We start from the raw sequence: 26372 nt of genomic DNA, 5'->3' as shown, positions 1-26372 counted from the left end.
GCGGGGCATGAGTATTAAAAGCATAGCCGCCCTCGGCGCCTTGCTGGGTCTGGCTGCTTGCAGCACGCCGAACCTGGACAACAGCGCCGGCCGCCGCACCGTCTACCAGGACGTGGGCACCGTCTCCGCCAACGTTGCCGGCGTCGGGATGGAATCGCAGGACATCGTGTCGATGACCGACCGCATGGTGCGCGACATCCTCTCGAATCCGGCCATCGCCGGGCGCGCCACGCCGCCGCGCATTGTCATCGATGCCGAGTACTTCGCCAACGAAAGCTCTTCGCGCATCAACAAGAACCAGATCACCGATCGCCTTCGCGTCGAACTGACCCGCGCCGCCCAGGGCCGCCTTGTCTTCCCGGCGCGCCACTACGGAGACATGGTCTCGCGCGAGCGCGATGCCAAGCGCAACGGCGAATACGACGGCGGCACGATCCGCAGCACCAAGGCCAAGGCCGGGGCCGACTTCCGTCTGGGTGGCCGCATCACCTCGGCGGACGCGATGTCGAAGTCGTCCGGCGTCGTCAACCGCTCGCACCAGATCGTCTTCGAACTGGTGGACCAGGAGTTGGAGACGATCGTATGGAGCGGCATGTACGAGTTCCGGAAAGAAGCACAGGATGACATCCTGTACCGTTGACCGGCGCCGTCACCGCGCGCTGGCGATGCCTGCGTGCGCGCTTGCGCTGGCGCTGCTGGCGCCGGCGGCGCACGCCGATCTGGCGGCCGAGCTAACCAAGGCGCGCTCGGCGCCGGCCCAGGATGTGCCCCGGTACACCCTGCAGGCCGGCCTGGCGGCGCTCGCGGAAGGCCGCACCGACCATGCGGTCGAGCTGTTCGACCGTGCGCTGACCGGCATCGAGTCCATGTATGCGAACACCGAGAGCGCCGCGCGCGCGCGTTCGCTCTGGTATGAGGAGGGCGCCAAGGAATTCAAGGGCGAACCCTACGAGCGCGCCATGGCGTATTACTACCGCGGCCTGCTGTACCTGGGCGCGGGCGACTACGAGAATGCGCGCGCTTCCTTCCGCAGCGGTCAGCTGCAGGACGCTTTCGCCGAAGAAGACCAGAACCGCTCCGACTTCGCGGTACTGATGCTGCTCGAAGGCTGGGCCAGCCAGCTGAATGGCGACACCGGCATGGCGCGCGATGCCTACGCCGAGCTCGCCGTCTTCAGGCCGAAGCTGCAGGCCCCGGGCGCGGGCGCCAACGTGCTGGTCGTGGCCGAGCTGGCCGGCAGCCCGCGCAAGGTCGCCGACGGCATCGATAACAGCGAGATCGTCTACCGTCGTCCAAAACGCACGCCCGAACGCCATGCCAGCCTGAACATCGCCGGCAAGCCGCTGGCGCTGGACCTGGTGGAGGACGTGTACTATCAGGCCGCCACCCGCGGGGGCCGGCCGATCGATGCGGTCATCCGCGGCAAGGCCCGTTTCGCGGCGAACACCGGCGACATCGGTGCGGTGCTGGCCAACGTCGCTTCGGAAGGCAGCCTGTTGGCGGCCGCCAATGGCGGCGGCGGCGGGCGCGCATTGGGCGCGGTGGCCGCGGCCGGCGCGGTTCTCTCGATCTTCTCCGCCAACGTCAAGCCGCGCGCCGATGTGCGCTACTGGGCCAACCTGCCCGAAACCCTCCATGTGTCCACGCTGCGCTACGACGGCAACCTGAACGCCGTCCAGATCAACCTGACCGATGACCAGGGCCAGCCGGTTGCCTCGGACAGTCTGCGCATCCAGACCTTCCGCGATGCGCGCGGCAATGGGCTCATCTGGATCAAGAGCCGCAATTAATTCCTGAAAGGACAAGAACAATGAAAAAACTCATCCTCGCCGCACTGGCGCTGCCGCTGGCCGCCTGCCAGGCGCCGCCGTCGCAAGAGGGCGCCCAGCTTGGCGTCCGTGTCGACGACGCCCGTGCGCCAACCGCGCGCGTGATGTACGACCAGGTGGTCATCCTCGACAAATCGCTGCAATCGGCCACGGCCGGCAAGATCGCCATCGAGAACCAGGGTACGCGCCGCACCGCGACCGGCACCCTGAACGTGATCGTCCAGGTTCGCAATCGCACCGATTTTCCACAGACGATCGAGGCGCGGGCCAGCTACTTCGACGCTGGCTTCGCACCGACCGAGAAACCATCGGCCTGGAACCGCCTGTACCTCCCTCCGAACGCCGTCGCCACCTACCAGGAAAGCTCGATGGGCGCCGCCAACGTGGCCCATTACTACGTCGAGATCCGGGAGGCACGCTGATGGCCCGCGCCAGGATCCTAAGCACGTCACTTGCCCTGCTGCTGGTGCTCGCCGCTTCGTCGCAGGCCCAGCAGCTGAGCGCGCCGAAAGCGCTCGGCAACGCCGCCGCCGCGCCGGCCGGCGCACTGGACGCGCGTGAAGCGCCAATGCTCGCCATGCCTTCCAGCGAAGGCAGCTTCCAGGCCTGGTATGCCACCAACCGTCGTCCGGCGCTGGTGGTCTATTTCGACCGCAGGCTGGAAGAGCTGCCCGCTGGCTGGCACGGCAGCTCGCGTCTCGTCATCGACGACAACAAGGTGGCAGGCGGAAAGGAGGAAAACCGCCGCATTACTGTCGGCGTTCAGCATGCCGATGCCGGTCCCGGGCCCAAGAGCCAGTTCGCGACCCTGTTCGAACAATCTATCCGCCAGGAAATGAAGCGTCAAAAGCTGACCCTGCTGGACGCCAGTGTGCTGCAGCGCCGCGAATCGGCCCGCGCCAACGGGCCGGCCGACATCGAATACGCGGCCTTGCGTGGTTCGGCACGCTTCGTGTTCGAGGTGGCGCTGGTCGCGATGAACGGGGAGTGGGAACTGGTCGGCGAACTCAAAGACGTGGTCAACGGCGAGCTGACCGCGACCGTGCGCCAGCGCATTGATGGACCGCTTGCAAGGCCAGCCGACCTTGACCGCGCCAGCCGTGCGCTGGTACAGCAACTGCTGCGCTATCGAGTGTCTTGACAAGCCAGGAGCGGCTGGCATGCGCCCGGCGGTTTTGGCTCGGGCGCTGCCTGCCAGATTCGTTCGTGGCTTTTCAGGCCTACGAATGCGCCTTCAATAGATTTCGGCGGCTGCCGCCCGCACCGCGCGCAGCAGCATGTCGGCGCCCGGCGACAGCAAGTGATCGCGCTGGCGGATGATGCCGAAGGCGTCCATCTTGCAGGGCAGCTCGATCGGCAGGACGCGCATCACGTTCAGCGAAGCGTAATACTGCGCCACCTCGAGCGGCATCACGTGCAGCGAATCGGTCTGCTGCAGCAGCGCCGTGATCATCAGCATGGCGGTGGTGTCGACCACATTCGCCGGCGGCTCCAGCCCCGCGCGGCGGAACATCATGTCGAAGCGGTAGCGCAGGATGCTGCCGTGCGGCGGCAGGATCCAGGGCAGCGGCGCGATGTCCTTCAACGCCAGCGCGCGGTTTTCCTGCAGCAGCGGATGGCCGGGGCGCACGACCGCACAGGCGGGCTCCTCGGTCAGCTCTTCGTAGATCAGGCCGCTGGTGTCGATGGTGTCGAAGATGCGGCCGATCATGAAGTCCAGTGTGCCGCGCTGGAGTTTGTCGAGCAGGACGTTGCTCGCCTCGACCTGCACGCCGATACGCAGCAAGGGCGCTTCTTCCTTCACCCTGGCGATGGCGCGCGGCAGCAGGGCCATGGCCGGCGTCATGATCACGCCGACCTCGACCTGGCCCGTGAGGCCGGCTTTCAGGGTGACGATGTCGTCGTGCGCCAGCGCCAGGCTGGTGAGGGCCATGCGCGCGTGGCGGATCATGGTCTCGCCGTAGATGGTCGGCTCCATGCCGCGCGGCAGGCGCTCGAACAGCTTCACGTCCAGCATCTCTTCCAGGTCCTTGATCTGCTTGGACGCGGCAGGCTGGGTCATGTGCAGCTCGTCCGCTGCACGGTGGATGTTGCGATAATCGTCGAGGGCGATCAGCAGCAGGAGCTGGCGCGTCTTCAAGCGCGCCTTGAGGAACCAGTTGGGGTTGGGCGTATCCATCAAGACATCATAACATTCTGGATAGCATCACTTGCACGACGGCGAAGGGTTCGCCGAAGGTCCCTGCGCCGTCTGCGCGACCGGCAGGATTTTCCCATCCGGGCCATAGTGCAGCTCCTCGACGGCGACCGAACGGCGGAACTCGCCCCCGCCCGGCAGCTTGCCGTTATGGTAGAAAATGTAGGATTTGCCGTTGAAGTCGACGATGGCCTGGTGGATCGTCTTGACGTTCGAATTCTGCTCCATGATCACGCCGCCGAAGGACCAGGGACCGGTGGCGCTCGGGCCGGTCATGTACACCGTCTCTTCCGGGAATTTGCGCGAATACGAAAGGTAGTACTTGCCCGCATGCTTGTGCAGGTAGGACGCCTCGGTAAAGGCTTCCAGGCCCACCGTGTGGACAGGGCCATCCAGCTCGATCATGTTCGGTTTCAGCTTCGCGTACTTCATCACCGTATTCCCCCAGTACAGGTAAGCCTGGCCGTCATCGTCGATGAAGACGGCGGGGTCGATATCGTCCCAGGCGATCGGCGTCTCGTGGGTCATGTCGTTGGTGACCAGGGCCGAGCCGCGCGCATCGGCGAAGGGGCCGGTCGGGCTGTTCGAGACCGCCACGCCGATTGCCTTGCCGGGGATGGTCTTGTGGTCGACCGTGGTGTAGAGGTAGTACTTGCCGTTGCGCGTGGCGATATCGCTGGCCCAGGCGTCGCGGCCTGCCCATTTGAAGATCGTGTACGAGACCGGGTCCGGATGCGCCGTCCAGTGCTGCATGTCGCAGCTCGAGTAAACGCGCCACTCGTTCATCAGGTAGTCCTTGCCGCCGGCCGCCGCTTCGTCGTGGCCGACGTACAGGTAGACGCGGCCCTTGTCGACCAGGGCCGCCGGGTCGGCGGTGTAGATCTTGCTGGTGATGGGATTCGCGGCCTGGGCGAGCGCGGACGCAGCCATCAGGATGGCCGGCAGGGCATGTTTCAGCATGGGGTCTCCGATTGAGTGATTATTTGACGCGTCCGCCCACCAGCCTCTGCACCACGCAGAAGACGAACAGCAGCGTTCCGATGACGATTCTGGTCCACCACGAGCTGAGCGTACCGTCGAAAGCAATCAAGGTCTGGATCGCTCCAAGTACCAGCACGCCCGACAGCGCCCCGGCGATATAGCCGTAGCCGCCGGTCAGCAGCGTGCCGCCGATGACCACCGCCGCAATCGCATCCAGTTCGATGCCCTGCCCGTGCAGGCCATAACCGGACAGCATGTAGAAGGAGAACAGCAGGCCGCCCAAAGCCGCGCACAAACCGCTCAGCGCATACACCGCCACGCGGGTAGCGCCCACGTTCAGCCCCATCATGGCCGCCGATTGCTCGTTGCCGCCGACCGCATACACGCTCCTGCCGAAGGCGGTGAAATGGGCCAGCCAGCTGGCCGCCAGCAGCACCACCAGCGCGATGATGGCGCCCGGCGACAGGAAGCCTCCCAGGATCGGAATCTGGGTTTGCGACAGCGCCACGAAGAATGGTTGGTCGATGGTGATCGACTCGATGCTGATCAGGTAGCACAGCCCGCGCGCCAGGAACATGCCGGCCAGGGTCACGATGAAAGGCTGCAGCTTGAACAGGTGGATCACCAGGCCCTGCGCCGCGCCGAAACAGGCCCCCATCAGCAGCACGGCGGCAATCGCCAGGGCCGGGTGCCAGTGCGCGGTCTGCAGCAGCCAGGCCGCCACCATGGTCGACAGGGCCAGCACCGAGCCCACCGACAGGTCGATCCCGCCGGACAGGATCACGAAGCCCATGCCGATCGCCAGCACCAGCAGGAAGGCATTATCGATCAGCAGGTTGAAGATCACCTGCAGCGACAGGAAACCCGGATAGGCCGCACCGCCGGCGCCCAGCATCGCTGCCAGCAGGACCACCGTCACCATCGACGTGAACCAGGGTGCGTTCGAGATGCCGCGGGCACCAGTTACCAATGTACTCATGCGCCCCTCCGCTTGGATAGTTTACCGGTGAGCTGCTTGAACTCGCCCGACTGCGAGATGCACACCACAAACACGACGATCGCTTTGACGACCATGTTTATCTCGGGCGGCACGCCCAGCGAATAGATCGTGTAGGTGAGCGTCTGGATGATCAGCGCGCCGATCAGGCTGCCCACCAGGCTGAACCTGCCCCCCAGCAGCGAGGTGCCGCCCAGGGTGACGGCCAGGATCGCGTCCAGTTCCAGCAGCAGGCCGGCATTGTTGGCGTCCGCGCTCTTGATGTTCGACGTGATCAGCAAGCCCGCCAGCCCCGCGCAGGCGCTGCAGAACACGTACACGAAGATGGTCAGGCTGGTCGTGCGCAGGCCGGCCAGGCGCGCCGCTACCGGATTGATGCCGACCGCCTGGATGAACAGGCCGAGCGCGGTCTTCTTCATCAGCAGCATCGTCACCGCGAACACGGCGGCCACCACGAACAGCGAGAACGGCAGGCCTGCCAGGTAACCGCTGCCCAGGAAGAAAAAGGGTTTGTAGTAAACCGTGACGATCTGGCCGTCGGTCAGCAGCTGGGCCAGGCCGCGGCCCGCCACCATCAGGATCAGCGTCGCGACGATCGGCTGCAGCTTGATGCCGGCCACCAGCATGCCATTCCACAGACCGCACAGCAGGGCCACGCCCAGGCCCGCCGCCAGCGCCATGCCCATCGGCACCTCATGGGTGGCGCCGCCGATCAGCATCGCCGTGACGGTGCCGGACAGCGCGACCACGGCGCCCACCGAGATGTCGATGCCGCGGGTGGCGATCACCAGCGTCATGCCGAGCGCCGCCAGCATCAGCGGCGCGGCACGGTTCAGGATATCGACCAGGGCGCCGTACAGGTGGCCGTCCTTGAGTTCGAGACGGAAGAAGCCCGGCACCAAAGCTGCGTCGAGGACCAGCAGCACCAGCAGCGCGGCGATGGGGCGCAGCAGCGGATGCTGCAGCATGGTCTTCAGCGATGCCGCAGGCGCCGCCGGCCTGGTCAGGCCTGGATCCACGCGTGCGTTCATTGGGCCTCCCCTGCGATCACGCGCAGTACGGATTGCTCGTCGAGCTCTCCGCGCCGGTACTCGCCGCAGGCCTTGCGGTCGCGCATGACGACCATGCGGTCCGACACGCGCAGCACTTCCGGCAGTTCGGACGAGATGAAGAGAATGGACATGCCCTTGCGGCACAACTTGCTGACGTAATCCATGATTTCCTGTTTGGCGCGCACATCGATGCCGCGTGTCGGCTCGTCGAGAATGAGGAGTCCCGGCTCGGTGGCCAGCCAGCGCGCCAGCAGCACCTTCTGCTGGTTGCCGCCGGAGAGCGATCCGATCGGGGTCTCGATGCTGGCAGTCTTGATGCCCAGCCATTTGACATAGTCGGTGGCCAGCTGCTGCTGGCGCTTCATCGGAATCGCGCGCCAGATCCCCTGGCGCGCCTGCAGCGCGAGAATCAGGTTTTCGCGCACCGACAGCGGCAGGATCGCGCCCTCGTGCTTGCGGTCTTCCGAACAGAAGCCGATGCCCTGCGCAATCGCGTCGCGCGGGTTGGAGAAGCCTGCCGGCTTGCCATCGACTTCGATGCCGCCAGCGTCGAGCCGGTCGGCGCCGAACAGCAGGCGTGCGGTTTCGGTGCGGCCCGATCCCAGCAGACCGGCAAGGCCCAGCAGTTCGCCACGGTGCAGGTCCAGGTCAACCGGCGCCAGCACGCCCTTGCGCGCGATCGCGCGGGCGCGCAGGAAGACCTCGCCACGCACCGCTTCTTCGTCTTGCGCCTCCGCGACTGCTTCCCTGGCTTCGGCCGGCGCACCGATCATCTTGTTCACCAGCGCGAGCCGCGACAGTTCGGCGCAGGCGTATTCACCCTCGCGCTCGCCGTTGCGCATCACCGTGATGCGATCCGAAATCGCGTAAGTCTGGTCCAGGAAGTGCGTGACGAACAGGATCGCCATCCCCTCTTCGCGCAGGCGGCGCAGCACACCGAACAGAGTCTGCACTTCGGCCTCGTCAAGGCTGGAGGTCGGCTCGTCGAGGATCAGCACCTGCGGCTTGCCGAGCAGGGCGCGTGCGATCGCGACCATCTGCTGGATCGCCAGCGGGTAGTCGGCCAGCGGCTTGCTCACGTCGACATCGATTTGCAGGCGCTTCAGCAGCTCGGCGGCCTGGCGGCGCATGCCGCGCCAATCGACCATGCCGTAGCGGCGCGGATAGCGCCCGATGAAGATGTTCTCCGCAACCGACAGGTTGGGACACAGGTTCACTTCCTGGTAGACCGTGCTGATGCCCAGATCCTGCGCCTCCTGGGTGGAGCGCGGACGGATCGCCTGCCCGTTCAGCAGGATGCTGCCGGCGTCCGGCTGGTAGACGCCGGTAAGCACCTTGATCAGGGTGGACTTGCCCGCGCCGTTCTGACCCATCAGCGTGTGGACTTCGCCGGGATACAGGCGCAGGCCGGCGTCAAGCAGCGCCTTCACCCCGGGGAACTGCTTGTGGATGCCGGTGACTTCGAGCACCGGCCTTTGAGCGTCGACCATGGCCGGCTCAGTACTTCCGGGTCGGGAATACCTTGGCCGCGACTTCGGCCGGGAACACGCCCTCCTCGACGGTGATGCGTTTCGGGACCGGCTTGCCGGCCACCACGTTCTGCGCGGTCTGCATCAGGGTCGGACCCAGCAGCGGGTTACATTCGACGGTCACGTTGAGCTTGCCCTGCTTCATGGCCTCGAAGGCGCCGCGCACACCGTCGATCGACACGATGACGATATCCTTGCCCGGCTTCAGGCCCGCTTCTTCAATGGCCTGGATGGCGCCGATCGCCATGTCGTCGTTGTGCGCGAACAGTACATTGATCTTCTTGCCCTCGGACTTGAGGAAGGCTTCCATGACTTCCTTGCCCTTGGCCCGGGTGAAGTCGCCGGTCTGCGAGCGGATGATCTTCAGCTTCGGATTGGCGGCGATGGCTTCGGCAAAACCGGTCTTGCGGTCGGTAGCCGGCGCCGAACCGACCGTGCCCTGCAGCTCGACGATATTCAGCGGCCTGTCGCCGTTCTTCTTTGCGTAATCCATCAACCAGCGCCCCGCGCGGCGGCCTTCTTCCACGAAATCGGAGCCAATGAAGCTGACGTACAGCGAGGGATCGCTGACCTTGACCGAGCGGTCGGTCAGGATCACCGGAATTTTGGCGTTCTTCGCCTCGCGCAGCACGGTCTCCCAGCCGGTTTCCACCACCGGCGAAAACGCGATCACATCGACGCGCTGGGCGATGAAGGAGCGGATGGCCTTCACCTGGTTCTGCTGCTGCTGCTGGGCGTCGGCGAATTTCAGGTTGACGCCGGCCTGCTTGGCGGCCTCCTTGATCGAGGCGGTGTTCGCGGTGCGCCATTCGCTTTCGGCGCCGACCTGGGAAAAGCCGATGGTCAGGGGCCTGGCGGCGAAGGCCGGGATGGCGGCGGCGCATGCGGCGGCTGCGACCGCAGCCAGGAAAGTCCTGCGGATTGGGAGGGTCATGCTTGTCTCCGGTATTGTTGTGTGTTTATAGTATGCCGGATGAGGGATGCTCATCCAATCATTTTTTTGGCATTATCGATACCATAATGTGTATCACCCGCCGTTTTAGCGCAGCAGCTTCAGGCCATACAGTCCGCCGGCCAAGGATCCCTCTTTCGCGAGAAACTTGACTTCCAGCGCGCCCCTTTCCTGTTGCAGCGAGGCGGCCGGCAGCGCAAAATCGCGCGTGTAGAACGCCTCTGTCGCGTCACCGGCCAGCTCGACCTCGGCAATCCGCTCTCCATTCACCAGGATATCGAAACGCCTTCCAGCGTCCGCGCGCGCAAAGCCCAGCCTGAGCACCCTTGCCTCCCCCTTCGGATCGTTCAAGCGGTAGCTGAACCACTTCGTCGCATGGCGCCAGTGGCGTCCGGTATTGACGCCCGCCTCCGCCCCTTCGCCCTGGAAAAAGTGATCCGACTCCGGCTGCTGCTCTCCCGGCGCAACCTGATCGATAGTCCGCGCATCCAGCGCCAGCCGCTCGGCCTCCTTCGCCGCGTTCTCGGCACGCATGCGCGCGAAATCGCCCGGCGTCGACTGCTGCCAGTACACCATGTAGCGCGAATCGTGCAGCCGGAAGAAGGGAATGAACTCGGTCGATGACCCCGCCCCGCCCTGCACCAGTCCCGGCGCCGTGAACGTCAAGGGCTTGCCCTTCACCGGCCGGAATCGGCGCATGAAATCCTTCCGATCGGAGACGAAGGTCGGCGCCGACTCCAGCGGGCAGACCTGGCCCGAAGCGATATGCCCCATGCGCGAATCGTCGGCCAGGAAGTTCAGGTGCTCGGTCGGAAAGGGATTGGTCTTTGCTGCCAGCACGATGGGGCCGTGCATGACCGCGTAGTAGTTCGACTTGTCCGGCATCTGCTCGAGGCGCGTCGTCATCGGCAGGCTCACGTCGATGCGGTCGCCGGTGCGCCAGGCGCGGTCGATGCTGACGTACTCACCCGGCTTGCCCGTCACCTTCACCAGGCGTCCGTTCACACGCACGGCCAGTTTGCCGGGCGCCACCCAGGCCGGATAGCGGATCTTCATCGTGAAGCGCGCATCGCCTTCCACCCTGATGCGCGTGCCAGCCTGGTCCGGGAAGCGGTTGGCCTGCACGATCTGCACGCCCTTCTCGCGCCACCGCAGCGTGGACGGAATGAACAGGTTCACGAACAGTGCATCGCCATCGTGGGCATAAATGAATTCGCCGTACTTGGCGTGGCTTTCGATGCCCGAGCCGACGCAACACCACATCGCCTGGTCCACCTGCGAGTACACGCGGTACTGGTTCGGGCGCATCGGCGTAAAGTAGACGAAGCCGCCCGTGCCCGGTCGCTGGGAGCCGAGGATGTGGTTGTAAAGCGCGCGCTCGTAGTAGTCCGCATACTGCGCCTTTTCGCTCGACGCGAACAGCATCTCGCTCAGCTTCAGCATGTTGTAGGTGTTGCAGGTCTCCGGCCCCTCGACCTCCTCGATCATCGGGCTGAAATCTTTATCGTCGTGGAAGTGCTCCTTGACGCTGTTGCCGCCGATGGCGACCGTGCGGTGCTCGACCACGGTCTGCCAGAAGAACGCGGCGGCGCGTTCCATGTCCCTGTCGCCGGACAGGTCGGCGATACGCTTGAAGCCGATCACCTTCGGGATTTGCGTATTGGCGTGCAGGCCGGTGAGCCTGTCCTCGCCCTTCTCCAGCGGCTGCAGGATGGCCTGGTGCGAAAACTTCAGCGCCAGGTCCAGGTACTTGCGCTGGCCCGTCATCTGGTAGACGTCGGCCAGCACCTCGTTCATGCCGCCATGCTCGCTTTTCAGCATGGACTGCATCTGCGCGTCGGTCAGATGGCTGGTCAGGCGCAGCGCCCAGTCGGACAGCCCGATCAGCATCGCGCGCGCGTCTTCGCTGCCGCCGTAGCGCCAGGCGTCGCGCAGCCCGGCGTAGATCTTGTGCAGGTTGTACCAGGGGACCCACTTGCCGTTGACCGAGAAATTATCGGCGTGGAGCTTGCCGGCGGCGACCTCGCGCCAGGCGGCGCGGCCGCCAGGGATGCCGCCGAGGTAGCCGTCGCCATTGGCTTGCTGTGCGCGTTTCAGCTCGGCGACGAAGTAATCGAGGCGCTCCTTGACGCCGGCGTCGCCGGTCGACGCGTACATCAGGGCCAGCGCGGACAGATAATGGCCGCCCATGTGGCCGTCCAGGCCCGTCGACTCCCAGTTGCCGTAGCTGGGCCGCTTCGGTTCCAGGCCGGCTTCGCGCAGGAAGGGCGCGAGCAGGCGGTCCGGCTCCATCGCCATCAGGTAGTGCAGGTCCGTCGCCTGCGCGTCGAGGAAGGGACTGGGGCCCAGGCGCACGTCGCGCAGCGGGAACAGCTCGGCGGCCTGCGCGGACGCAGCGCCGAATGCCAGCAGCAGCGCTGCGATCCGTTTCAGTGTCATGGAAGTTGTCTGCTCACATAGCGGTTCAGGTCCGCAGGATCGACGACCGGCCAGCCGTCCTTGTCCCATTTCATTTCCAGCACCTTCAGCTTCTGCTTGTACTTGTCCGCCGTCTCGTAGGCGTGCAGCACCAGCCAGTCCTTGCCGTCGAAGCTGTAGGCGCTGTTGTGGCCCAGCGCATGCCAAGCCTTGTCGCCTTCGATGAGGAGCGAGCCGCCGCCCATTGCCATGTCCTTGCCCTGGCGGTCGAGGTAGGGGCCGGCGATGCCCTTGGCACGCCCGACCACAACCTTGTAGGTGCTCTTCGGTCCCTGGCAGCACAGGCCCCAGGACGCGAACAGGTAATACCAGTCGTTCTTCCTGAAGATGAAGGGGCCTTCGATCTGGGCCGCGCCAGGCTCTTCGTCCGGGGTGAAGGCCGGGCGCTCACGGCGGGCGATGGTGTGCCATTCCTGGGGTTCGGCCAGCTTCGTCCAGCTTGGGTCCAGCTTGACCAGCTTGATGCCGGTCCAGAAGGAGCCGAAGGACATCCAGCCGTTGCCCTTCTCGTCTTCAGCGACATTCGAGTCGATCGCGTTCCACAGGTCGCGGCCCGGCACCGATTGCAGGATCATGCCCTGGTCTTCCCAGCGGTAGTTGGGCGCGCGCGGGTCCAGCGTGGCATTGCTGGTCACACCGATGCCGGAGGTGTTCTTGCCGAAGCCGGACACCGAGTAGTACAGCAGGTACTTACCGTTGTGGTACTGGATGTCCGGCGCCCAGATATGGTCATTGAAGGTGGGCGCCGCCTTCTTCGCCCACGCCGGCTGGCCGGGGAAGATGCGGCCCTCCGGCTTCCAGTTCAGCATGTCGGTTGAGCTGTAGAAAGTGATGCCGGGGCCGGTGCTGAAGAGGTAGTATTTGTTGGCCTCTTTTGCCATGACGGGGTCGTGGACGCTGACCTGGGCGGCTTGGGCCGTTGCGCATAGTGCGATAGCGGCCAGACAGAAGCCACGTATCGCCGCGTGGGCACGTAATTCAGGCCCCCGGCCTGAATTACCCCACCCTACCGGTGGTACATCGGTGTCGTCCGCCGGGGCGGTAGAGTGGGTAGGCAGCCGCATCGATCAGCTCTCCACTGCAAAGACCATCACGGCTTTGGCCGGCACTTTCACCGTCAGTTTGCCGCCCGCGGCCTGCGCGCTGAACGGCGCCGGTTTGATGGCCTGGGGCTTGTCGAAGGTGTTGTGGGCGTCCATCGCTTCGGCCGTCAGGACCTGGCCGCGGACGGTACCGACGGTCTGGCCCGGCACGTCCAGCGTGACGTCGGTTGCGTCGTGCGGGTTGGTGTTGACCAGCGCGACATACACCTTGCCATCCTTCGCGCGGGCGGCCGAGGCGCTGATGCCGGGCACGCCCTTGCCGTTCGCGCCGTAGGTCGTGTTGTTGGCCAGGGTGACCGGCAGCGATGTCGCGTCCTGGAAGGGCACGTACATCTTGTAGGCGTAGTAGGTCGGCGTCAGCAGCATCCTGTCCTTGTCGGTGATGATCATCGCCTGCAGCACGTTGACCATCTGCGCGATGTTCGTCATGCGGACGCGGTCCGCGTGCGCGTGGAAGATGTTGAAGTTGAGCGCGGCGACCACGGCGTCGCGCAGGGTGTTACGCTGGAACAGGAAGCCCGGGTTGGTGCCCTGCTCGACGTCGTACCAGGTGCCCCATTCGTCGACATAGAAGCCGATCTTCTTCTGCGGGTCGTTCTTGTCGAGGATCGCGACGTTGCGCTTGATGTGCTCGTCGATGCGCAGGGTGTTCGACATGGTCGAGAACCATTCGCTTTCCGGGAAGCCCGTGGCAGCGCCCTTCTTCTCCCACTTGTCGGTCGGCAGCGTGTAGTAGTGGAAGCTGATGCCGTCGGTGCCATGGGCGGCTTCGCGGCTCAGTGTCTCGGTCCAGCTGCTGTCGTTGTCGTTGCCGCCGCTGGCGATGAATTTCGGGAGCACGTTCGGCGGCGCCTTCAGGAAGGTCTTGTACTGCTTGTACAGGCTGGCGTAGTACTCCGGCTTCATGTTACCGCCGCAGCCCCAGGCTTCGTTACCGATGGCGAAATAGGCGACCTTGAAGGGCTGCGGATGGCCGTTCTTCGCGCGCAGTTCGGCCAGGCTGGATTTGCCTTCCGAGGTCATGTACTCGACCCACTCGGCCATTTCCTGCGGCGTGCCGGTGCCGAGGTTGCCGTTGACGTAGGCGTCGGCGCCCAGCAAATCGACCAGGTCGAAGAACTCATGGGTGCCGACCGCATTGTTCTCGGGGACCCCGCCCCAGTTGGTGTTCACCTTCACCGGGCGCTTGGCGCGCGGGCCGATGCCGTCCTTCCAGTGGTACTCGTCGGCGAAGCAGCCGCCCGGCCAGCGCACCAGCGGCACGTGCAAATCCTTCAGCGCGCCGACCACGTCCTTGCGCCAGCCCCTGGTATTCGGGATCTTCGATTCCGGGCCGACCCACAGGCCCTCGTAGATGCCGGTGCCGAGGTGCTCGGCAAACTGGCCGTAGACGTTCTTGTTGATGACAGCGCCGGGCCGGGAGGTGTCGACGGTCAGGCTCACCTGCGCAAGGGCGGGAATGGCGGCGAGGACGCCGAGCGCGAGGATAGTGAGTTTGAAGCGGTTCATGCGGGTCTCCATTTTTATTGATCGATTATTTGAATACGGCGACGAAACCGCCGTGCGCCTTGATCGTGAGCTGCTGCCGGCCGCCGCTGAGCGCGGCCTGCGTGAATTCGCGTTCGCCGGCGCCGTCCGTGATGAGCTGCCCTTCCCTGCCGGCCAGGAAGCCGAGGTCGAGGTCAAGCTTCAGGTCAGTGTCATCGGCGTTGATGCCGGCCACGTACCAGGCATCGCCGCTCTTCCGGGCGATGACGGCATGGCGGCCCGGATAGCCGGCCACGAACCTGACTTCGTCCCAGCTGCGCGGCAGCGTCTGCAGGAAGGTTTTGACATAGACGGGCGCGCCGGCCATCCCTTCCGGCGTCTCGGCGAAGTGCTGGATCCCGGACAGGAACAGCACAGCCTCCGCCAGCTCGAAGCCGTTGCGGGTGGCGCGGCGGATCTTCGGGATCTCGCCGAACACCATCGGCGTGAAGTCCATCGGGTCGAACAGGTTGCGCGCGAAAGGCAGCATGGCCGCATGGCGCACCACGGCGTCCTGGTCTTGCTGGGTGAAGGTCGTGTACTCGAGGCCGCGCAACGCCTCGGCGGTCATCAGGTTCGGATACGTGCGCGCCCAGCCGCGCGGCAGGGTCGCGCCGTGGAAGTTGACCAGCAGGCCGGCAGCCGCGGCATCCTGCAGGATCGCCGTGTAATAGGCGATCATCGACTTGCCGTCACCGGCGAAGAAGTCGATCTTTACGCCTTTGATGCCCATCTTCGCCAGGCGATCGAATTCCGCGGCGCGTTGGGCATGGTTCAGCAGCTTGCCCTTCGGGGAGTACTCGGTTTTGTTCCAGGCGCCGGAAGAGTTGTACCAGGCCAGCAGGCCGACGCCTTTCGACGCCGCATAGGCCGCCAGCTCGCGCATCTTGCCGTAGCCGATCTTGCGGTCCCAGTCGGCGTCGACGAGGGTGTAGTCCCAGCGCATGTCGACGGCGTAGTCGATGAAGGTCTTCTGCACCTCGAAGACGGTGGCGTCATCCTTCAGCAGCGCCCAGCTCCAGGATGCGTGCCCGGGCGCGACCTTCGCCTTGTCGAAGGCGATGGCCGGCGCGGCAAGGTCGGTGCCGAGCGTCGATTCGCTCACGGCCGCCAGGCTGCCCAGCGCGATCACGCGCCAGGGCGAGGTCAGCTGGCCGCTGCTTTCGGCCAGCAGGGCGCCGCCGGTGAAGACTTCGGGCGCCATCGGCGTGCCGAGCCGGTACTCGCCGCCGGCGGAATCGGCTTGCAGGCGCGAGGCATGCCAGCTGCCGTCCATGTTCGCTTCGGTCAACGCCACCCAGTTGTCGCCGGTTTTGAACAGCGCCGGGAAGACCCAGCCGGCGGCGGTCGGGGCCTTGGTTCCGACCGCGATCTCGCGCTGGTAATGTTCTTCGTAGGAGGGGTTGGTGTTCATCCAGCCGGTCTGGGCGACCGACATCGGCTGCAGCCAGGCCTTCGCCGCCTTGTCGAAGCGGTAGCTGGTGGCCTCGTTCAGGAACTGCAGGCGGCCCGGCGCGCGCACCATGTAGCGGAAAGCGACGCCGTCGTTCGAGACGCGGAAGGCGACGTCCATTGCCTGCCCTTTCGCGTTGCGGACGGTGTAGACCTGTTCGTTGGCGCGGTAGCGGATGTGGCGCTTCTTGCCTGTGGCGAGTTCGTAGTCTTCGGCTATGGGCTTGACGGCCGAGGTGGCGGCCAGTGCCAGCTTGTTCGCCAGGTCGGCGCCGGCGAGCTGCAGGCCCAGGCGCGACGGCAGGATGACGGGCTGGCCGTCGCGCTGGATGGTGTATTCCAGCGTTTGTTCTGGGGTGATGCGGAGCTCGACTGCGATGTGGCGGTCGGGGCTCTGGAGGGGAGCTGCGAATGCGGAATGGACCGCAAGGGCAAGGGCAGCTGGAATCAGTTTGGTCATGAGCGGCGATCTGGCTGAAAGTTAGCGAAGCTCCGGCGCCCGTACCCCGTCATTCCCGCGCAGGCGGGAATCCAATTTTGCGTGCCTGCAAACGAACTTGGATTCCCGCCTGCGCGGGAATGACGGTCTTAAGGCATCAGGTGGGAATCCCGATAACGCCCCTCAAGTCCACCCGGCATCCACCACAAAATCCTGCGCCGTGCACATCCTGCTGTCGTCCGCCGCCAGGAACAGCACCATGGCCGCGATATCCTCGGACATCAGCTTGCCCGGCAGGCACTGCGCGCGGCGGATTTCGGCTTCGCCGTTCTCGTCCAGCCACAGCTCGATCTGGCGCTGGGTCATCACCCAGCCCGGCGTCACGGTGTTCACACGAATGTTGAACTGGCCGAGGTCGCGCGCCAGGCAGCGGGTCAGGCCGGTCACCGCGGCCTTGGTGGCGGCGTAGATCGGGTAGCCCGGGTTCTTGGCGTGGAAGGACATGGAGCTGAAGTTGATGACCGAGCCGCCGCCGCGGCGCTTCATGCCCTCCAGCGCAGCCTGCACCGTGAAGAACATCGGGCGCTGGTTGATGGCGATGCGTTCGTCGTAATAGCCGACGCTGACGTCGCCGATCTGGTGGCGCTGGTCGTTGGCGGCGTTGTTGACGATGACGTCGAAGTCGCCCAGCAAGGACGCCAGCTCGGCCATGGTCTGCTGCAGCGCCGGGATGTCGGTGATGTCGCAGTAGCGGAACACCGGCGCCGTCCGGCCCGGCTGCAGCGCGGCGGACAGGCGGGCCACCAGGGCTTCGCTCGGATCGCGCACGATGTCCACGAAGGCCACCGCCGCGCCCTGCTCCACGAAGGCGGTCACGATCGCCTCGCCGATGCCGCTGCCGCCGCCCGTCACGAATACACGCTTGCCTACCAGGCTGCCGTACTTGGCCAACTTGCTCATATCCTCTCCATGCCTTTACCGAGCGCACCGTCGATACGGCGCCAGATCTCACGCGGATTATCGTCCCGCAGCACCGCCGGCAGCAAGGACTGCGGCAGGTTCTGGTAGCACACCGGGCGCAGGAAGCGGTAGATCGCGGCGGTGCCGACCGAAGTGCTGCGGCCGTCGGCGGTGGCCGGGAAAGGGCCGCCATGGACCATCGCGTGCGCCACTTCGACGCCGGTGCCGAAGCCGTTGGCCAGGATGCGGCCGGCCTTGCGTTCCAGCGTCGGCAGCAGCGTGCGCGCAGCCTCGACGTCGCCGCTGCCGTCGGCCATGTGCAGGGCCGCGGTGAGCTGGCCTTCCAGGCGCTCGGCCACGGCGTACATGTCCTCGACGTCGCGGCACACGACCAGCAGCGAAGCCGGACCGAAGATCTCTTCATGCAGTTCCTGGCGCGCCAGGAAGTCGCTGCTCGGAACACGGAACAGCGCCGCGTGGCCCTGGTGCTCTTCGTGTTCCAGGCGCAGCAGCGTCGTCACCGAAGTGTGCGTGCCGAGCGCCTCGACGCCGCGGCGGTAGCTCGACGCGATGCCGGCCGAGAGCATGGTCGCCGGCTGGGTCTCGTTGAGCGCCGCGGTGGCGGCGGCGCAGAACTGCTCGAGGCCCTCGCCTTCGATCGCCAGCACCAGGCCGGGGTTGGTGCAGAACTGGCCCACGCCCAGCACCAGCGAGGCGGCGAAGTCCTTGCCGATCTGTTCGGCGCGCGAGGCCAGCGCCTGCGGCAACAGGAAGACCGGATTGATGCTGCTCATTTCGGCATACACCGGGATCGGCTGCGGACGCTGCCCCGCCACCGCCATCAGCGCGGTGCCGCCCGAACGCGAACCGGTAAAGCCGACCGCCTGGATGGCCGAGTGCGCGACCAGGGCCTGGCCGATGCCGTTGCCGGTGCCGGTCAGCAGCGCGAACACACCGGCCGGCAGGCCGCATTGCGCGACCGCCCTGACGACGGCGCGCGCCACCAGTTCCGAGGTGCCGGGATGGGCCGAGTGGGCCTTCAGCACCACCGGGCAGCCGGCTGCGAACGCGGAAGCGGTGTCGCCGCCGGCCACCGAAAAGGCCAGCGGGAAGTTCGAGGCCGCGAACACGGCCACCGGGCCGACGCCGATCAGGCGGCTGCGCAGGTCGGCGCGCGGGGGCGTGCGCTGCGGCAGCGCCGGGTCGATGCGCGGATCCTGCCACGAGCCTTCACGCAGCAGGGAGGCGAACAGGCGCAGCTGGCCGACGGTACGTCCGCGCTCGCCCTCGATGCGGCCGCGCGGCAGGCCGGTCTCCTGCATCGCACGCTCGACCAGTTCGTCGCCCAGCGCCAGGATCTGCTCCGCCACCGCGTCGAGGAAGCCGGCGCGCTGCTCGTCGGAGGTCGCGCGGAAGGTGTCGAAGGCAGCGCCGGCGAGGCTGCAGGCGCGGTCGATCTGATCACGGTCGACCATGTGGAAGGCCGGTTCGAGATGCTCGCGCAGGGATGGGTTCCAGGCCTTGAAGGAGCCGCCGGCGCCGAGTTCGGGCTGGCCGCCGATCAGGGCGTGTCCGGTGATGGTGCTCGCGCTGGTGCTCGTCATGGTGCTGCTCATAAGGTCTTCACTTTCGCAAACTGGGTGTCGTGGACGGCGAGCGTGTTGCGCAGCGCCGGGCCGAACTGCGGCGAGGCGATCTCGAAGGTCTCGCCGGCGCGCACCTGCACGCTGTCGGCGAAGCTCAGGGTCGCGGTGCCGAAGAAGTGGATGTGGACGTCGCCCGGGCGCTTGAACAGCCCGTACTTGAAGTGGTGGTGTTCGAGGTTGGCGATGGTGTGCGACATGTTGCGCTCACCGGAGACGAATGCCTTCTCCCAGCGCACCTGGCCGTCCGCGCCGATGATGCGCGAGACGCCGGCGACGTGCTCCGGCAGCTCGCCGACCAGCAGCGCCGGGCCGAGGCCGCAGTTGCGCAGCTTCGAATGCGCCAGGTAGAGGTAGTTCTGGCGCTCGGTCACGTGGTCCGAGAACTCGTTCCCCAGCGCGAAGCCGGCGCGCCAGGGCTGGCCGTCTTCGCCGATCACGTAGAGGCCGGCGATCTCCGGCTCTTCGCCGCCGTCCAGCGAAAAGTCCGGCATTTCCAGGGCCTGGCCGCCGGCGCGCACGATAGTCCCGTCGCCCTTGTAGAACCATTCCGGCTGCACGCCCGCGCTGCCCGCTTCCGGCTTGCCGCCTTCGACCCCCATGCGGAACATCTTCATGCTGTCCGACAGGGATTCGACGTCGCCGCCGATCTTCTTGTGCATGGCGTCGCGGGTGTCGGCGCTGCCCAGGTGGGTCAGGCCGGTGCCGGTCACATAGCAGTGGGCGGCGTCCGGGTGGTCGATCGGCGCCAGCAGGCGGCCTTCGGCGACGATGGCTTCGTAGGAGTCGGCATCGCCGCCGGCGGAGGCGTCCGCCAGCGCCGCCAGGCCGTGGCCGCGGGCGATGGCCGCCCTGGCCAATTCCAAGGTCGAGGCGAAGCCCTGGATCGGGGTGACGGTGTCGTCGTTCAGGATGCCGACGCGGCGTGCGCTGGCGGTGGTGGTGTATTGGATCAGTAGCATGTTGTCTCCGTGTCGCCGGAATTAATGCGAATGTTTTGGCACCGCGGAGCCGCGGCAGCCGACCAGGAAGTCGAAGTCGCAACCCTCGTCCGCCTGCAGCACGTGATCGAGGTAGAGACCTTGATACCCGGTGCGCAGCGGCGGCTTGTGGCTCTCGGCGCGGTCCGCCAGGCGGGCCGCGATTTCCGCGTCCGGCACGTCCAGGTGCAGGCGGCCGTTGGCGCAATCGAGCTCGATGAAGTCGCCGTCCTTGACGATGCCCAGCGGGCCGCCGGCCATCGCTTCGGGCGCCACATGCAGCACGACGGTGCCGTAGGCGGTGCCGCTCATGCGGGCGTCGGAGATGCGCACCATGTCGGTGATGCCGCGCGCCAGCAGCTTGGGCGGCAGGCCCATATTGCCGACTTCCGCCATGCCCGGATAACCTTTCGGGCCACAGTTCTTCATCAGCAGGATCGAGTTCTCGTCCACGTCCAGGTCGGGGTCATTGACACGCTGCTTGTAGTGGTCGAAATCCTCGAACACGACGGCGCGGCCGCGGTGCTGCATCAGGTGCGGCGATGCGGCCGATGGCTTGAGCACGGCGCCGCGCGGCGCCAGGTTGCCGCGCAGGATGCAGATCCCGCCGTCCTCGATCAGCGGCGTGTCGAGCTTGCGGATCACCTCGTCGTTGTAGATCGGCGCGTCGATGCAGTTCTCCCACAGCGACTTGCCGTTGACGGTGAGCGCATCCGGGTGGGGCAGCAGCTTGCCCTCGCCCAGGCGGCGGATCGCGCCCGGCAGGCCGCCGGCGTAATAGAACTCTTCCATCAGGTAGCGGCCCGAAGGCAGCAGGTCGACGATGGTCGGGGTGCCCTTTCCGATCGCGGTCCAGTCTTCCAGCTCGAGCGGCACGCCGACGCGGCCGGCGATGGCCTTCAGGTGGATCACCGCGTTGGTCGAACCGCCGATCGCGGCGTTCACCCGGATCGCGTTCTCGAAATTCTCGCGCGTCAGGATCTTCGACAGCTTCAGGTCTTCATTGACCATCTCGACGATGCGGATGCCGGACATGTGGGCCAGCACGTAGCGGCGCGCGTCGACCGCTGGAATCGCGGCATTGTGCGGCAGCGAGGTGCCCAGCGCTTCGGCCATGCAGGCCATGGTCGACGCGGTGCCCATGGTGTTGCAGGTGCCGGCCGAGCGCGAGTGACCGGCTTCGGCGGCGAGGAAGTCGTGCATCGTGATCTGGCCGCCCTTGGCCTGCTCGTGCAGCTGCCAGACGGCGGTGCCGGAGCCGATGTCCTTGCCGTTCAGCTTACCGTTCAACATCGGGCCGCCGGTGACGACGATGGTCGGGAGGTCGACGCTGGCTGCGCCCATCAGCAGCGCCGGGGTGGTCTTGTCGCAGCCGACCAGCAGCACCACGGCGTCCATCGGATTGCCGCGGATGGATTCTTCGACGTCCATGCTGGCCAGGTTACGGGTCAGCATGGCGGTCGGGCGCAGGTTCGATTCGCCGTTCGAGAAGACCGGGAATTCGACCGGGAAGCCACCGGCTTCCAGGATGCCGCGCTTGACGTGTTCGGCCAGCTTGCGGAAATGGGCATTGCAGGGGGTGAGCTCGGACCAGGTATTGCAGATGCCGATGATCGGCTTGCCCTGGAATTCGTGGTCGGGGATACCCTGGTTCTTCATCCAGCTCCGGTACATGAAGCCGTTCTTGTCCTGGGTACCGAACCACGCCGCGGAACGCAGCGTGGGCTTCTTTTTCGTATCGGACATCTGGTCTCTCCTCCGTCGTTTTGTTCTTGCTCAGCGATGGAAGAAAGTCTAAGGTGCCACCAGATAACTTTCCAATCAATTTTAAGCGCTTATCGATATCATTTTAGATATCGATATCGCTCAACCGAAGCGCTGCTCCGGCAGGCCGCGCACGTCCATCGCATGCGCGAACACACCGCCCGACGCAGGCGCCGCCGCCAGCGCGTCCGCCGGCATGTCCTGCGTGGCGGAGCTCACGTAAAGAACGTCCAGGCCGGGTCCGCCGAAGGCCGGGCAAGTCGGCTGCGGCGCCGGCAGCGCCAGCATCCGGTCGACACGGCCGTCGGGCGCGAAACGCACCACCTGGCTCCCGCCCCAGCGCGCATTCCACAGATAGCCCTCGGCGTCGATGGTCGAACCGTCCGGATCGCCCGGCGCGGCGTCGCCGGCGGCGAATACGCGCAAATTGGCGACGCCGCCGCCATCGCCGGGGTCGTAGTCGCAGCAGCGAATCTCGCCCGTGCCCGAATCGCAGTAATACATGGTGCGACCATCGAGGCTGAAGCAGATGCTGTTGGCGATGGCGACGCCGCCCAGCGGCAGGCGCTCCAGCGTGAGGTCGCGGTTCAGGCGATAGAAGCCGCCGATCGGGTGCTTTGGATCGTTCGCCTGGTTGAAGGCGCCGAACACGAAGCGGCCCTGGCGGTCCACGCGGCCGTCGTTCAGGCGGGTGGTGGGCAGGTGCGCCTCGACCTCGCAGATGCGCGACAGCTCGCCGGTGCGCAGGTCGAAGAAGGCCAGGCCGGAGGCCAGCGCCAGCAGCAGGCGCCCGTCATCCTGCGTCAGCGCCATCGAACACAGGCGCTCGGGCAGCGGCCAGCGTTCCAGCGCGCCGCCCGCCGGATCGTGCGACCACAGCTCGCTGCTTTCGATGTCGGTCCACAGGAGCCTTCCCGTGCGCTCGTTCCAGATGATTCCCTCGCCCAGCACGTGCCGGCCGTCCACCGCCAATTCCATCATCGTTCCTGTTTTTCCACTGAAAATTTGAAGCGCGACTCGGTCGCGTAAATCTCGCCCGGCCGCAGGATCGTATCCGGATAGGCCGGCTGGTTGGGCGAGTCCGGCAAGTGCTGCGGTTCGATGCAGAAGCCGCTGCGGAAGGCGTAGGGGCGGCCGCCCTTCCCCGTCAGCGAGCCGTCGAGGAAGTTCCCGCTGTAGAACTGCACGCCCGGCTCCTGCGTGATCAGCTCCAGCACGCGTCCGCTCTCCGGCTCGCGCACCCGCACCGCGCGCCGCCCTTCGCCTTCTTCGACACCGCCCGCGTTCAGCACCCAGCAGTGATCATAACCGCTGCCATGCCGCAGCTGCTTGTCCGGCTGGCCGATGCGCTCGCCGATCGGGCGTGGCTGGCGGAAGTCGAAAGGGGTGCCGGTAACGGGTACCAGGGGGCCGAGCGGAATCGAACCGGCATCGATGGGCACGAAGCGATCGGCGTCGATGCGCATCTCGTGCTGCAGGATGTCGCCCTCTTCCTGGCCGGCGCCGCGCAGGTTGAAATAGCTGTGCTGGGTCAGGTTGACCGGGGTCGGCTGGTCCGTGACGGCGTGGAAGCGCATCAGGATCTCGTTGTCGTCGTTCAGGCTGTAGCTGACGGTGGCATCTAGCTTGCCGGGGTAGCCCTGCTCGCCGTCCGGGCTGCGGTAGCGCAGCACCAGCGCATTGCCTTCGATGGCGGCGCTCCACAGCACTTTATCGAAACCGGGGGCGCCGCCGTGCAGGTGATTGTCGCCGTCGTTCACCGTCAGCTGGTAAGCCTTGCCGTCGATGGCGAAGCGGCCCTTGGCTATGCGGTTGCCGTAGCGGCCGATCAGGGCGCCGAAGTATGGGCTGTCCCGCAGATAGGGTTCGAGGGTGTCGAAGCCGAGCACCACGTCCGCGAACCGGCCGTCGCGGTCGGGCGCCTGGATTTCGCGGATGATGCCGCCGAAGTCCAGGATCTTCACGACCATGCCGCGGCTGTTCGCGAGCGTGAATTCGCTGACCTGCGCGCCGTCCGGCAGCGTGCCGAAGGGCGCCTGTGTGATAGGGGTGGACACGTCCGGTCCTGCTTCAGGCGATGGAAGGACGGCCGAACACCGGCATGCCGCTTTCGTCCCAGCGCAGGCGCTTGACGAAGGTATGGCGGTCCGGATTCCACAGCGGATCGCCGACGATCTCGGTGTAGGTGCGCGCGTGGTAAACCAGCATGACGGTGTCGCCGTCTTCGGCATAGGTAAAACTGTTGTGGCCCGGGCCGTAGATGCCGTGCTCGTAGCAGGTCTGGAATACCGGCTCCCTGGTCTTGGTCCAGGATGCCGGGTCGAGCAGGTCGGCGTTTTCATCCGCGTACAGCAGGCCCATGGCGTAGTTCTCGTCGGTGGCGCTGGCCGAGTAGGAAATGAAGATCCTGCCGTTCCGCCGCAGCACCGAGGGGCCTTCGTTGACCCAGAAGCCGCGGATCTCCCAGTCGAACTCCGGCTTCGACAGCAGCACCGGCCGGCCCTCGATCTGCCACGGCGTCTTCATCTTCGCGATGTAGAGGTTCGAATTGCCCTCGATCGCCCTGTCCTTCTGCGCCCACAGGTAATACAGCTCGCCCTTGTGGGTGAAGGTGGTCGCGTCGAGACAGAAGCTGTCGATGCCGGTATCGACCTGGCCCATGAACTCCCACTTGCCTTCCAGCGGGTTCGCATTGGTGTTGCGGATCGCGTACATGCGGTGCTGGAACAGCTTGTCCTTGATCTCGCGGCTCGGCGCGGCCGCGAAGTAGACGTACCAGGCGCCCATGTTGAAGTGCAGCTCGGGGGCCCAGATCAATTCGCTGTACGGGCCGGTGTCCGGCTTGGTCCAGGCGTCGACAGTCGGCGCCGTGGCCAGGCCTTCGATGGTGGTGGCGCGGCGCAGCTCGATGCGATCGTATTGCGGGACCGAGGCGGTGAAATAGTAAAAGCCGTCCGTGTGCTTGTAGATGTAGGGGTCGGCGCGTTGTTCGATCAGGGGTTTCAGTACGGTTGCCATGTTCACTTTCAAAAATCATCCGGCTGCGACGCCGCCGGCGCGCAGGTCTTCCTTGACGCTGTCGTAGTAAGCGTCGCTGATGCGGTACTTGAACATCAGCGCCCCCATCAGGAAGTGGAAGAAGCCCGGGATCACCGACAGCATCAGCGCAATGCCCTGCAGCGCAAGCTGGCTCTGTTCCTGGTTCGGCTGGTAATCGAAGTAGCTGAGCAGCACACCGACCATGCCGCCGGCGACGGCCATACCGGCCTTCTGGCACACCGAGATGCCGCCGAAGGCGAAACCGGAGACCCGTTTTCCGGTCTTGAGCTGGCCATAGTCGATGGTCTCGGCAATCGCCGACCAGAACACCGGCGCGTGCAGGTCGACGATCAGGGACAGCACGAAGTACAGCACGAAGGCGAGCAGCGTATCGCCGGGCTTGACGAGGAAGTAGATCATCACCGAGATCACGGCCACGACCAGCTGAGTGTAGCGGAACAGCTTGACCTTGCAATAGACCTTGGTGACCCAGGTCGAGATGACCATCGCGATGATCGCCGCCGCCACCCCGGTCGACATGAAGGCCGAGACGACAGCCGTGTCGCCATGCAGGTAGTACTTGGCGTAGTAGACGGCCACCGAGCCGCGGATGACGTAGCCGATCGTGCCCGTCACGCAGGCCCCGGCCAGGTACAGCCACTGGTCGTTCTTCAGCAGCACGGCGACCTGCTCGCCCAGGGGCTGGCGCGCGACCTTGTACACCACGCGCTCCCGGGTCGTGAAGAAGCAGAACAGGAACAGGACCGCGCCCAGCACGGCCATCAGCGCCATCGCCGCCTGGTAGCCGGCGGCCGGGTTGCCGTTGCCCCAGCGTTGCGACAGGATCGGCACCACGATGGTTACCATGAAAGCCCCGACCTTGGCCAGGAACAGGCGGTAGCCGTTGGCCGACAGGCGCTCCTGCGGATCGGCGGTCAGGGCGCTGGGCAGCGAGATATAGGCCACGCCCACGCCCGAGGTCATCAGGGTCATCAGGATGTAGGTCGAATACGCCCAGACCAGCTTGGCGTCGTAGTTCCAGCCAGGGGTGGAAAACACCATGAACACCGACACGCCATAGGGCACGGCGAGCAGCAGCAGCCAGGGACGGTAGCGTCCCCAGCGCGTCAGGAAACTGTCGGTCATCTGGCCGACGACCAGGTCGGAAAACCCGCCGATCACCTTGACGATCACGAACAGCAGCGCCAGGTCGGTCGTCTTCAGCCCATAGATATCGGTGTAGAAGAAGGTGATGATCAGCATCATCGACGAGATCACCACGTTGAGCGCCATGTCGCCGGCGCCGAAGCCCACTTTTTCGAGGGTCGAGAGCTTCTGGGTTGGGGTTTGCATGCGGTCCATGCGTCTCCTGAGTCTTTGTTATGGTTTTACCGGCATGGCTGTATTCGCCTGCACAACTGCATCTTAAGAGATCAACTGAGACTACTCC

General features: G+C 65.7%; 22 protein-coding genes. 4 read left to right on the top strand and 18 right to left on the bottom strand.

The genetic code is table 11. The features are described from left to right. The first annotated feature begins 7 nt into the window (after positions 1–7). The 4 genes from LQV39_RS19090 to LQV39_RS19075 are packed head-to-tail and all read left to right on the top strand — an operon-like array spanning position 8 to position 2970. The gene (locus LQV39_RS19090; protein WP_230027721.1) at positions 8–640 is read left to right on the top strand and encodes a penicillin-binding protein activator LpoB; all 633 of its coding nucleotides are present in this window, start codon (positions 8–10) and stop codon (positions 638–640) included. After that, on the top strand, positions 621–1790 hold the full coding sequence (locus LQV39_RS19085; protein WP_230027720.1) for a hypothetical protein: 1170 nt from the start codon (positions 621–623) through the stop codon (positions 1788–1790). Before LQV39_RS19090 ends, LQV39_RS19085 begins: the two co-directional genes overlap by 20 nt. A gap of 20 nt (positions 1791–1810) precedes the next feature. Beyond that, positions 1811–2251, top strand: a complete 441-nt coding sequence (locus tag LQV39_RS19080) for a hypothetical protein (RefSeq protein WP_230027719.1) — start codon at positions 1811–1813, stop codon at positions 2249–2251. Then, positions 2251–2970, top strand: a complete 720-nt coding sequence (locus LQV39_RS19075; RefSeq protein ID WP_230027718.1) for a hypothetical protein — start codon at positions 2251–2253, stop codon at positions 2968–2970. The genes LQV39_RS19080 and LQV39_RS19075 overlap by 1 nt, the downstream gene beginning before the upstream one ends. 93 nt (positions 2971–3063) lie before the next feature. Here the strand turns inward: LQV39_RS19075 and LQV39_RS19070 are convergent, their stop codons facing one another. The 18 genes from LQV39_RS19070 to LQV39_RS18985 all read right to left on the bottom strand — a co-directional run bounded on the left by LQV39_RS19070 (position 3064) and on the right by LQV39_RS18985 (position 26275). After that, positions 3064–4008 carry a LysR family transcriptional regulator gene (locus tag LQV39_RS19070; protein ID WP_230027717.1) on the bottom strand — a complete coding sequence of 315 codons (945 nt, stop codon included), beginning with the start codon at positions 4006–4008 and terminating at the stop codon, positions 3064–3066. A gap of 27 nt (positions 4009–4035) precedes the next feature. Further along, a complete protein-coding gene (locus tag LQV39_RS19065; protein WP_230027716.1) occupies positions 4036–4986 on the bottom strand; it encodes a glycoside hydrolase family 43 protein in 951 nt (316 codons plus the stop codon). Positions 4987–5005: 19 nt separating this feature from the next. Next, positions 5006–5986: a galactofuranose ABC transporter, permease protein YjfF gene (gene yjfF / locus LQV39_RS19060; protein WP_230027715.1), complete on the bottom strand. Its 981-nt coding sequence runs from the start codon at positions 5984–5986 to the stop codon at positions 5006–5008. Beyond that, on the bottom strand, positions 5983–7035 hold the full coding sequence (locus LQV39_RS19055) for an ABC transporter permease (RefSeq protein ID WP_230027714.1): 1053 nt from the start codon (positions 7033–7035) through the stop codon (positions 5983–5985). Before LQV39_RS19055 ends, yjfF begins: the two co-directional genes overlap by 4 nt. After that, a complete protein-coding gene (locus LQV39_RS19050) occupies positions 7032–8546 on the bottom strand; it encodes a sugar ABC transporter ATP-binding protein (RefSeq protein ID WP_230027713.1) in 1515 nt (504 codons plus the stop codon). Before LQV39_RS19050 ends, LQV39_RS19055 begins: the two co-directional genes overlap by 4 nt. A 7-nt stretch (positions 8547–8553) precedes the next feature. Next, positions 8554–9519, bottom strand: coding sequence for an ABC transporter substrate-binding protein (locus LQV39_RS19045; RefSeq protein ID WP_230027712.1), 966 nt, complete (start codon positions 9517–9519; stop codon positions 8554–8556). Positions 9520–9624: 105 nt separating this feature from the next. Next, on the bottom strand, positions 9625–11976 hold the full coding sequence (locus LQV39_RS19040) for a glycoside hydrolase family 127 protein (RefSeq protein ID WP_230027711.1): 2352 nt from the start codon (positions 11974–11976) through the stop codon (positions 9625–9627). Beyond that, positions 11973–12950 (bottom strand): arabinan endo-1,5-alpha-L-arabinosidase, encoded by a 978-nt coding sequence (locus LQV39_RS19035; protein ID WP_290368614.1) that lies wholly within the window; start codon positions 12948–12950, stop codon positions 11973–11975. The genes LQV39_RS19040 and LQV39_RS19035 overlap by 4 nt, the downstream gene beginning before the upstream one ends. Before the next feature lie 132 nt (positions 12951–13082). Continuing rightward, the gene (locus tag LQV39_RS19030) at positions 13083–14627 is read right to left on the bottom strand and encodes an alpha-N-arabinofuranosidase (RefSeq protein ID WP_230027709.1); all 1545 of its coding nucleotides are present in this window, start codon (positions 14625–14627) and stop codon (positions 13083–13085) included. A 25-nt stretch (positions 14628–14652) separates the two neighbouring features. After that, positions 14653–16557 carry a glycoside hydrolase family 97 protein gene (locus LQV39_RS19025; protein WP_230027708.1) on the bottom strand — a complete coding sequence of 635 codons (1905 nt, stop codon included), beginning with the start codon at positions 16555–16557 and terminating at the stop codon, positions 14653–14655. A 162-nt stretch (positions 16558–16719) separates the two neighbouring features. Continuing rightward, positions 16720–17496 carry an SDR family NAD(P)-dependent oxidoreductase gene (locus LQV39_RS19020; protein ID WP_230027707.1) on the bottom strand — a complete coding sequence of 259 codons (777 nt, stop codon included), beginning with the start codon at positions 17494–17496 and terminating at the stop codon, positions 16720–16722. Next, positions 17493–19100 (bottom strand): aldehyde dehydrogenase (NADP(+)), encoded by a 1608-nt coding sequence (locus LQV39_RS19015; RefSeq protein ID WP_230027706.1) that lies wholly within the window; start codon positions 19098–19100, stop codon positions 17493–17495. Before LQV39_RS19015 ends, LQV39_RS19020 begins: the two co-directional genes overlap by 4 nt. Before the next feature lie 8 nt (positions 19101–19108). After that, the gene (araD1, locus tag LQV39_RS19010; RefSeq protein ID WP_230027705.1) at positions 19109–20101 is read right to left on the bottom strand and encodes an AraD1 family protein; all 993 of its coding nucleotides are present in this window, start codon (positions 20099–20101) and stop codon (positions 19109–19111) included. Positions 20102–20122: 21 nt separating this feature from the next. After that, on the bottom strand, positions 20123–21865 hold the full coding sequence (locus tag LQV39_RS19005; protein WP_230027704.1) for an IlvD/Edd family dehydratase: 1743 nt from the start codon (positions 21863–21865) through the stop codon (positions 20123–20125). 120 nt (positions 21866–21985) lie between these two features. Continuing rightward, complete coding sequence (locus tag LQV39_RS19000) at positions 21986–22864, bottom strand: SMP-30/gluconolactonase/LRE family protein (RefSeq protein ID WP_230027703.1); 879 nt, start codon at positions 22862–22864, stop codon at positions 21986–21988. Then, on the bottom strand, positions 22861–23940 hold the full coding sequence (locus LQV39_RS18995) for an aldose epimerase family protein (protein WP_230027702.1): 1080 nt from the start codon (positions 23938–23940) through the stop codon (positions 22861–22863). Before LQV39_RS18995 ends, LQV39_RS19000 begins: the two co-directional genes overlap by 4 nt. A gap of 13 nt (positions 23941–23953) precedes the next feature. Beyond that, positions 23954–24901, bottom strand: coding sequence for a family 43 glycosylhydrolase (locus LQV39_RS18990; protein WP_230027701.1), 948 nt, complete (start codon positions 24899–24901; stop codon positions 23954–23956). A 15-nt stretch (positions 24902–24916) separates the two neighbouring features. Further along, entirely contained in the window at positions 24917–26275 is a 1359-nt protein-coding gene (locus tag LQV39_RS18985; RefSeq protein WP_230027700.1) for an MFS transporter, read from the bottom strand. Positions 26276–26372 lie beyond the last annotated feature (97 nt).

The organism is Massilia sp. Bi118 (genome assembly GCF_918697865.1).
In the GTDB taxonomy this organism is placed as follows: Bacteria; Pseudomonadota; Gammaproteobacteria; order Burkholderiales; family Burkholderiaceae_D; genus Telluria.
Note: the sequence above shows the minus strand (reverse complement) of the source record. Positions and strands in the feature narration are given on the sequence as shown.

Bases quoted from the DNA above. Each gene is read 5' to 3' on its own strand.
- LQV39_RS19090 (WP_230027721.1), top strand. From the start codon at position 8: ATGAGTATTAAAAGCATAGCCGCCCTCGGCGCCTTGCTGGGTCTGGCT.
- LQV39_RS19085 (WP_230027720.1), top strand. From the start codon at position 621: ATGACATCCTGTACCGTTGACCGGCGCCGTCACCGCGCGCTGGCGATG.
- LQV39_RS19080 (WP_230027719.1), top strand. From the start codon at position 1,811: ATGAAAAAACTCATCCTCGCCGCACTGGCGCTGCCGCTGGCCGCCTGC.
- LQV39_RS19075 (WP_230027718.1), top strand. From the start codon at position 2,251: ATGGCCCGCGCCAGGATCCTAAGCACGTCACTTGCCCTGCTGCTGGTG.
- LQV39_RS19070 (WP_230027717.1), bottom strand. From the start codon at position 4,008: ATGGATACGCCCAACCCCAACTGGTTCCTCAAGGCGCGCTTGAAGACG.
- LQV39_RS19065 (WP_230027716.1), bottom strand. From the start codon at position 4,986: ATGCTGAAACATGCCCTGCCGGCCATCCTGATGGCTGCGTCCGCGCTC.
- yjfF (WP_230027715.1), bottom strand. From the start codon at position 5,986: ATGAGTACATTGGTAACTGGTGCCCGCGGCATCTCGAACGCACCCTGG.
- LQV39_RS19055 (WP_230027714.1), bottom strand. From the start codon at position 7,035: ATGAACGCACGCGTGGATCCAGGCCTGACCAGGCCGGCGGCGCCTGCG.
- LQV39_RS19050 (WP_230027713.1), bottom strand. From the start codon at position 8,546: ATGGTCGACGCTCAAAGGCCGGTGCTCGAAGTCACCGGCATCCACAAG.
- LQV39_RS19045 (WP_230027712.1), bottom strand. From the start codon at position 9,519: ATGACCCTCCCAATCCGCAGGACTTTCCTGGCTGCGGTCGCAGCCGCC.
- LQV39_RS19040 (WP_230027711.1), bottom strand. From the start codon at position 11,976: ATGACACTGAAACGGATCGCAGCGCTGCTGCTGGCATTCGGCGCTGCG.
- LQV39_RS19030 (WP_230027709.1), bottom strand. From the start codon at position 14,627: ATGAACCGCTTCAAACTCACTATCCTCGCGCTCGGCGTCCTCGCCGCC.
- LQV39_RS19025 (WP_230027708.1), bottom strand. From the start codon at position 16,557: ATGACCAAACTGATTCCAGCTGCCCTTGCCCTTGCGGTCCATTCCGCA.
- LQV39_RS19020 (WP_230027707.1), bottom strand. From the start codon at position 17,496: ATGAGCAAGTTGGCCAAGTACGGCAGCCTGGTAGGCAAGCGTGTATTC.
- LQV39_RS19015 (WP_230027706.1), bottom strand. From the start codon at position 19,100: ATGACGAGCACCAGCGCGAGCACCATCACCGGACACGCCCTGATCGGC.
- araD1 (WP_230027705.1), bottom strand. From the start codon at position 20,101: ATGCTACTGATCCAATACACCACCACCGCCAGCGCACGCCGCGTCGGC.
- LQV39_RS19005 (WP_230027704.1), bottom strand. From the start codon at position 21,865: ATGTCCGATACGAAAAAGAAGCCCACGCTGCGTTCCGCGGCGTGGTTC.
- LQV39_RS19000 (WP_230027703.1), bottom strand. From the start codon at position 22,864: ATGATGGAATTGGCGGTGGACGGCCGGCACGTGCTGGGCGAGGGAATC.
- LQV39_RS18990 (WP_230027701.1), bottom strand. From the start codon at position 24,901: ATGGCAACCGTACTGAAACCCCTGATCGAACAACGCGCCGACCCCTAC.
- LQV39_RS18985 (WP_230027700.1), bottom strand. From the start codon at position 26,275: ATGCAAACCCCAACCCAGAAGCTCTCGACCCTCGAAAAAGTGGGCTTC.